Here is a 6,834-nt window from a genome sequence, read left to right on the forward strand (position 1 = left end):
ATGGATGCCGAAACGTTCCCAAGCACTGGATGCGATGCCGCCGCTCGTGCTGGCGCAGCTACGCACGCTGGGCGAGCACCTGGCCATCGCCCGCAAGCGCCGGCTGGCGTCGCGCAAGGATTGGGCGCTGCGCATCGGTGTGACCGAGCCGACGCTCGCGCGCATGGAGCGGGGCGATCCTTCGGTGTCGATGGCGGCCTATGCGACGGCCTTGTGGCTGATCGGCCGCTCCAGCGAACTGGCCGAGATCGCCGCGCCCGTGCATGACCTCGGCGCGCTGGAGAACGAGGTGCGCGCCGCGCAGTGGCGCGCCGTCCGCAAGCCGCCATCCATCGCACGGCGCCTGGCCGGAGCCGGCGGCAAGGGCGACGCATGACGCTGGCCTACACACCCACGCCGACGCTGTTCCTGTGGTGGCTGGGCCAGCCGCAGCGCCCCGTGCTCGTCGGCACGCTGGCCGTCGTCCAGGCGAGCAAGGGCGTGTCGCTGCGTTACGCAGCCAGCTGGCAGCAACACGGTTTTGCGCTCAGCGAGGACTTGCCGCTGCGCGACCACGAATGGCTGCCTGCCGAGCGCGAGACGGCTGCAGGCGCGGTGGACGATGCGCGACCCGACCGCTGGGGCGAGCGCGTCATCCGCTTTCTCGACAAACCGCCTCGTCTGGCGCTGCTGGACTATCTGTTTTTCGCCGGTGACCAGCGTTTCGGCGCCTTGGGCGTGTCGACCTCCGCCGACCGCTACCAGCCACGCCCCTTCGGTCCGCTGCCGCAGTTGGGCGAGCTGGCGGCCATCGACGTGCTCGTGCGCCAGGTGCAGGCCGGCGAGCCGGTGGCCCCCGAACTGCAGCGCCTGATCGCGCCCGGCGCGACCATGGGCGGCGCCCGCCCCAAGGCCTTGATCGAGCTCGACGGCCAGCCCTGGGTGCTGAAGTTCGCCGAGGTCGGCGAGGTGCTGGATGCGCCGCTGGTCGAGCACGCCACGATGACGCTCGCGGCGCAGGCCGGCATCACGGTCGCCCAGACGCGGGCGCTGCCGCTGCCGGGTGGCCGGCACGCGCTGGCGGTGAGGCGTTTCGACCGCGCACCGGGCGGCGCTCGCGTGCATGCGCTGTCCGCCCATGTGGCGCTGCGCGCGGCGGGCGAGTCCATGGGCTACCCCGAGCTGGCCCAGCTGCTGCGCCGCCGCGGCGTGGTGGAGAGCGGGCGCAGCGCCGCCGACCGGCGCGAGCTGTTCCGCCGCATGGTGTTCAACATCCTCATCGACAACACCGACGACCACGAGAAGAACCACGTGCTGCTGATGACCGATGCCGGCGACTACGCGCTGTCGCCCGCCTTCGACGTGCTGCCCTCGGGCCAGGCGCTGGGCTACCAGCAGATGCGTGTGGGCCGGGACATGGCGGATTCGACGCTTGCCAATGCGCTCTCCGAGGTGGCTGCGTTTGGCTTGACGCAAGGCCAGGCGATGCAGGAGCTGCGCCATGTGGCCGAGGTGGTGGCGGGCTGGCAGGCGCACTTCCTCGCGGTGGGCGTCAGCGCGGCGGACGTCGCCTCACTCGCGCTGCAAATCGACCGCGAGGCCTTGCGGGCGCAGCGCCTTCACCACGTCGGCCCCAGCAGCAGGTAGGCCGCCCCGCGCCGGCGCCGACGGCGCGGTGCAAGCACTGGACCTTGCCTTAGAGCCTGAGCTCCAGGTCCAGCCCGCTCAGGAAGTCGCCGTTGGCCGGCACCTCCACCGCTCTCTCCAGCGCGCCCACCAGTTTCAGCTTGGCCGCCTGCTCGGGCGCGATGCGCAGCCGCAGCGCGCCCGGCGTGACCTGGTGGAAGAGGTAGTAGCCATCGGCTGAACTGGTCGTCGTCGCAACGACCTGGCCGTCGCCATTGACCAGCTCGACCTGCGCGTCGCCGATGCCGCGCTTCCTGCCGTCGGCCTCGACCAGGTAGATGGTGCCCTCGACCTCGGACGTCGTGATGACCGGGAACTCCAGCTGCTCGATGCGGCCGGGCCGTGGCAGCACGCGGGCGCCGGGCACCAGCGGCTTCCACTGCGGGTCTTCCAGCGTGCTCGGGTCCAGCGCGATGTCGGCGTAACGGCCTGGGGCCAGGCGGTTCAGCAGCGCGACGCCGCCGGCATCGGTCAGGCGTGGATGGCGGCCGCCGCCGTTGAGGATGAAGCCGGCGTTGGCCACGACCTCCTCGCCGGGGTCGCGGATGCTGTTCATGTTGCGGTCAACGAAGGCGCGGGCCGACACGGCGCCGCTGCCAGCCAGCGGCTGGCCATCGAACTGCCAGCGGCCGCTGCGCGGGTCGCGGTCTAGCGCCACGAAGAGCTGCAGGCCCAGGGCCAGCTCGCGCTGGCTGGAGTAGCTGGCGCTCAGGGCCAGGCCGAAGCTGCCGAGGTTCTTGCTGAAGCCACCGGACAGCAGCGTCAGGCCCGAGTCCATGCTGCGCAGCAGGCCGGCATTGACCTGGTAGCCGTCGGCCAGGGTGCGGTCGGCGCTGATGGCGATGGCCTGCAGGCTGGCGCCGGGTTGCAGGCGGTAGTTGAACTGCGCGTTCAGGCCGACGTCGGCGACGCGCCGGCTCAGCTGCAGCGCACCGTCGGTGCCGGTGAAGGCGCCGCTGTGCTGCCAGCGCAGGCTGTTGGAGATGGCCGTGCCCCCGAGCATGGCCGCCGTGCGCAGGCCCAGTTGCAGATGTTCGGGCCCGACCTCCATCGCGTTGCGCAGCGCGCTGAAGTCGAGTGCGACACGGGGCAGCCCGCCGAGGCGCACGCTGCCCTGCAGGCGCAGCTCGTCGCGCCGGCGCACGCCGCCGGCCACGTCGGCGAACTGGTCGTTGATGAAGCGGCCCTGGCGCTGGGTGTGCAGCAGGTCCAGCGCAAAGCTGCCGAGGCGCGTCTTCACGCCCAGCTCGCCGAGGGCGCCGCCGCCGCGCATGGTGGAGAGCTGGCCGCTGACGATCATCGCGTCGAGGTAGGCGAGCAGGCCGAGCTGGCCATAGTCCAGCGACTCGGCGGCCACGCCGTTGACGAGGCGTGGCCGGCGCACCAGGCCGACCTTGCCGGTGAACTTCTTGCCCAGGCCGATGTCCGCCTGCGCGACGCTGCGCACCGAGCCGTCGTCGGCCACCTGCGAGGCCAGCGTGTAGTAGACCTCGCCGGGTTTCACGCTGGCCTGGTCGAGCAGAAAGCTCTGCTTCTCCACGCGCAGCTGCCCCAGCGGCCCGTGGAAGACGAGGCGGAACTCGTTGGCGCCGAAGGACAGCGGCAGGTCGTCGAAGGCGTATTGGCCGTCGGCGCGCGAGGACTGGTAGCCCAGCAGCTGGTCGTTGTAGTAGAGCGTCACGTCCCAGCCCGGCTGCAGGTCGCCGCGCAGGCTGTGGCGGTCGAAGCTGTTGGGCTGCTCCAGCGGCCGGTTGCTGACGGCCATGCCGTTGCCCTTGGCGCTGCCCTGCATGACGTTGCGCACGCTGGGCAGGGCGAGGTTGCCCAAGGCAACGGAACGCGCGCGCAGCGGGCCCAGCAGGCCGCCATCGGGGTCGTTGCGGGCCAGCGTCAGGCGCAGGTCGGGCCGGGCCTTGTCCTGCGTCTTGAGCACATAGGCCGAGCCCTCCATGCCGAGCAGGTCGCTGGTGATGTAGGCCGTGTAGGCGGCCTTGTACTGGCGCGAATGGCGGCCGAAGCGGGCGTCGGCGCCGAAGGACTGGTCGATGGAGGGCACGTCGATCAGCCCCGGCGTGGACGCGGCGTAGGGATAGTTGGGCCGCTCGGCGGGCTGCAGGCCGGCCAGCGCTGCGGCCAGGCGCTCGCGCTCCAACTTCTGCTGCAGCGGCAGCTTCTCGCGCGGCTGGACATTGAGCTTGAGCGTGGCCAGGTCGACCTGCAGGTCCAGCGGCAGCCAGCGCGTCAGCAACTGCTTGGAGACGTAGATGTCGTCGCCGACGACGCCGGCCAGGCGCGGCTCGAAGCCTTGCTCGCGGCCGCCCACGCTGGCCAGCGACTCGGCCAGGTTCAGCGCGAAGCCGCGCTCGCGCGGCAGCCGGCCCTCGGCACTGCCGCGGTCGGGCCGGACCTGGATGGCCAGCGTCAGCAGGCGGGACAGCTCGCCCAGCGGCAGCAGGGTCTGCGTGCCGTCCTGGTAGGCGGAGAAGCTGTCGGACAGCACCTGGCCGTCCAGCGTCACCTCCAGCACGAGGAGGTTGGTGTCGTCGAGGCGGCGCGGCCCCGCAGGCGAGGGCGGCGGGGGCGGTGTGGCGGCGATGGCGTCGCGGGCGCGCAGGCGCAGTTGCCAATGCGGCAGGTCGACGGCCAGCTCCAGGTTCAGCCAGCGCGCCAGCAACTGCGTGGACACGTAGATGTCGCTGCCTATGGCCTGGGCCAGGCGGGGCTCGAAGGCCAGGCGCCGCTCGCCGATGCGCATCGTCGAGTCGACCAGGTCCAGGCAGAAGGGCTCGCCCGAGCCGGGCAGCGTGCCGGCGGCGCGGCCCGAGGCCGTCTGCACGCGGATGTCCAGCCCGAGCAGGCGCGACACGGTGCCCAGCGGCAGCAGCACCTGGTAGTCGGTCTGGAAGACGTCGATGGGCTCGGCCAGCGCGCGGCCGTCGAGCTGCACCTCCAGGCGGCGCAGTGGCGTTGGGGCGTCGTCGGGTGCGGCCAGCGCCAGCAGCGGCGCGAGCAGCAGGGCCGTGGCCAGGAGGCGTGTGCGGAACAGGGCCATGGCGCGTTGCGCGCGGGGCGCCGGCGCCCTCAGGGGAGAGAGAGGCTGGTTTCGGCCAGCAGCTTGCCGCCGGATTCGGGCCGCTCGTGGAAGGCCAGCTTCAGCGTGCCGCCGGGCAGGGCGTTGCCGGCCGGCAGCTGCAGCGGCAGTTGCACGCGCCGGGCCGCATTGGGTGCGTAGACGGCCACGCCGCCGGCGCGCGCGACCTCGAAGGTCACCCCGGCCGTCGTCGTGAAGGTGGCGAGCAGGTCGCCGTAGACGGAGCGGTTGCCCTCGCGCCGCATCTGGAAGGACAGGGCGCCGGGCCCCTGGGCGGACGGGGGCTGCACGGCCAGGTCGGTCAGGTCTAGCCTGGCCTGGGTGTCGCCCTGGCGCACGATGACCGGGATGGACGCGCCGACCAGGGCCTGGATGACGACGCCGAGCGTCTTGCCGTCGCGCTTGGCAACGTCCTCGACGCTGCTGGCGCCGGTGGCCTCGGCGACGCGGTCGAACTGCAGGTGCGAACGGTATTCGCCCGTGGCCAGCCCATCGGGCTTGCGCAGCAGGATGCGCACGATCTGCGAGCCGCCGGGCGGGATGGTGACCTGGCGCGGCGAGTAGCGCAGCAGCGCGTCGGCAAACTGTTCGCCGGGGCCGGGCTGGTCGACGGCGATGAACTCGCCGTTCGGGCCCATGCGGCGGTTGACGAGATTGATGCGGTAGGTCTCGGGTTTCTTGCCCTGGTTCATCAGCTCGACCTGGGCGGCGCGCTGCTGCTTGTCGAAGACGATGCGCGTCGGGAACAGCATCAGGTCTGCCGAGGCGAGGCCGGGCAGCATCAGCAGCCCGAGGGCCGCCAGCCGGATGAGCTTGGTCGATGCACGCATGCCGCCATCGTCGCCAGGACTTGAGCGCTTCAAAGCGCGTAATAGCGGCAGAGTTGCCCGGCTTTATTGGTAGTTGACGGTGACGTTGAAGCTGCCGGTGTAGCTGCCCGTGGCCTGCGAGCTGCCCACGCTCAGCGTCGCGCCGACGTTGATCTGCTGGGTGCCGCCGCCCGACAGCACGCCCACGGCGGCAGGGCTGCTGACGAAGCCGTTCAAGGCCATGCTGCCGTTGTCGCCGTCGCTGAGGAAGACGGTGCCGTCGGCCGGCAGCGAGATATCGAACATCGCGCTCGGCGTGCCGGTGATGGTGAACTGCGCCGCGCTGGCCGCGCCGCCCTGGTTGACCAGGATGACGCTGCCGGTCTTCATGCGCGCGCCGCCGGTGCCGACGCTGATGGTGCCGCCGCCGCCGGCGGTGAAGGCGCCGAAGGACAGGGCGGCGGTGTTGTTCAGGGTCTGCGCGGGCGCGGCGACGCTGGCCAACAGCAGGACCCAGTGCAGGGCACGGCGGCGGGCCGGCACGCGCATCGGCAGGTCAGTTGAAGGCGACCGTGATGACCAGCGGTGCCTCGCCATCACCGCCGGTCGCGGCGGCGGCCACCGACACCGCTGCGGCCGGGCCTCGGGCCAGCAGGGCCGCGCCGGCTGCCGGCACGATGTCGATGCCGAAGGCCTGGCGGCTCTCGATGGCGGCGCCTATCCACACGGGCAGGGCGCGCAGGCTGGCCGGTGTCGACGCACTGGCCACGCGCGGCACCAGGGCGCCGGTGGCGGGGCCGGCGGGTGCGTCCTGGGCCAGCAGCAGGTCCTGCACGCTGACGGGCACGCCCAGCCAGGCGTTGACGCTGGCGGGCAGCACCACGGTCGCGCCGGCCTGGGCCGTGGCGCTGGCCGCGAAGGCCGGCATCATCGGTGCCAGGCCGCACAGCAGGCCGGCTGCCGCGTACCACCCGAAGTGGGTGAAGCTGATGTGTTTCGGGCCGAGCGCCGGGCCGCTCCCAAGCCGGCCCGTCGGGCGATGTGCTTGCGGCTTGATGCCGCAAGCATCGCCGTCCCCCCGGGGGACCGACCAGACTCGCTCGCGTGCAGCGATGCGAGGTTGGGCGAGGGGCCGCTTCATCTCAGTTGTTCCACCGCGCTTCGCGCGTCCCACGACCCATGAAACGGGCGTGTAATTCAGGGGCGGCGTCCGGCGCAGAGGTCGGTTCGTACTTGGTGCTTCGAGCTCGTATTTCAGTTGGACCCGCG

At 72.0% G+C, this 6,834-nt stretch carries 6 protein-coding genes; 2 read left to right on the plus strand and 4 right to left on the minus strand.

The features are described from left to right. The first annotated feature begins 4 nt into the window (after positions 1-4). Together ACG00Y_RS07575 and ACG00Y_RS07580 are read left to right on the plus strand one after the other, a co-directional pair. Positions 5-376 carry an XRE family transcriptional regulator gene (locus ACG00Y_RS07575; RefSeq protein WP_394477469.1) on the plus strand — a complete coding sequence of 124 codons (372 nt, stop codon included), beginning with the start codon at positions 5-7 and terminating at the stop codon, positions 374-376. Further along, the gene (locus tag ACG00Y_RS07580; RefSeq protein WP_394477471.1) at positions 373-1,626 is read left to right on the plus strand and encodes a type II toxin-antitoxin system HipA family toxin; all 1,254 of its coding nucleotides are present in this window, start codon (positions 373-375) and stop codon (positions 1,624-1,626) included. Before ACG00Y_RS07575 ends, ACG00Y_RS07580 begins: the two co-directional genes overlap by 4 nt. A 49-nt stretch (positions 1,627-1,675) precedes the next feature. Here the strand turns inward: ACG00Y_RS07580 and ACG00Y_RS07585 are convergent, their stop codons facing one another. The 4 genes from ACG00Y_RS07585 to ACG00Y_RS07600 all read right to left on the minus strand — a co-directional run bounded on the left by ACG00Y_RS07585 (position 1,676) and on the right by ACG00Y_RS07600 (position 6,706). Beyond that, positions 1,676-4,717, minus strand: coding sequence for a hypothetical protein (locus ACG00Y_RS07585; protein WP_394477473.1), 3,042 nt, complete (start codon positions 4,715-4,717; stop codon positions 1,676-1,678). A 29-nt stretch (positions 4,718-4,746) separates the two neighbouring features. Beyond that, positions 4,747-5,586, minus strand: coding sequence for a fimbrial biogenesis chaperone (locus tag ACG00Y_RS07590; protein ID WP_394477475.1), 840 nt, complete (start codon positions 5,584-5,586; stop codon positions 4,747-4,749). Positions 5,587-5,649: 63 nt separating this feature from the next. Then, a complete protein-coding gene (locus tag ACG00Y_RS07595) occupies positions 5,650-6,114 on the minus strand; it encodes a DUF4402 domain-containing protein (RefSeq protein WP_394477477.1) in 465 nt (154 codons plus the stop codon). A gap of 7 nt (positions 6,115-6,121) precedes the next feature. Then, on the minus strand, positions 6,122-6,706 hold the full coding sequence (locus tag ACG00Y_RS07600) for a hypothetical protein (RefSeq protein WP_394477479.1): 585 nt from the start codon (positions 6,704-6,706) through the stop codon (positions 6,122-6,124). Between the last annotated feature and the right edge of the window lie 128 nt (positions 6,707-6,834).

This window comes from Pelomonas parva (genome assembly GCF_043555835.1).
Taxonomy (GTDB): domain Bacteria; phylum Pseudomonadota; class Gammaproteobacteria; order Burkholderiales; family Burkholderiaceae_C; genus Pelomonas; species Pelomonas parva.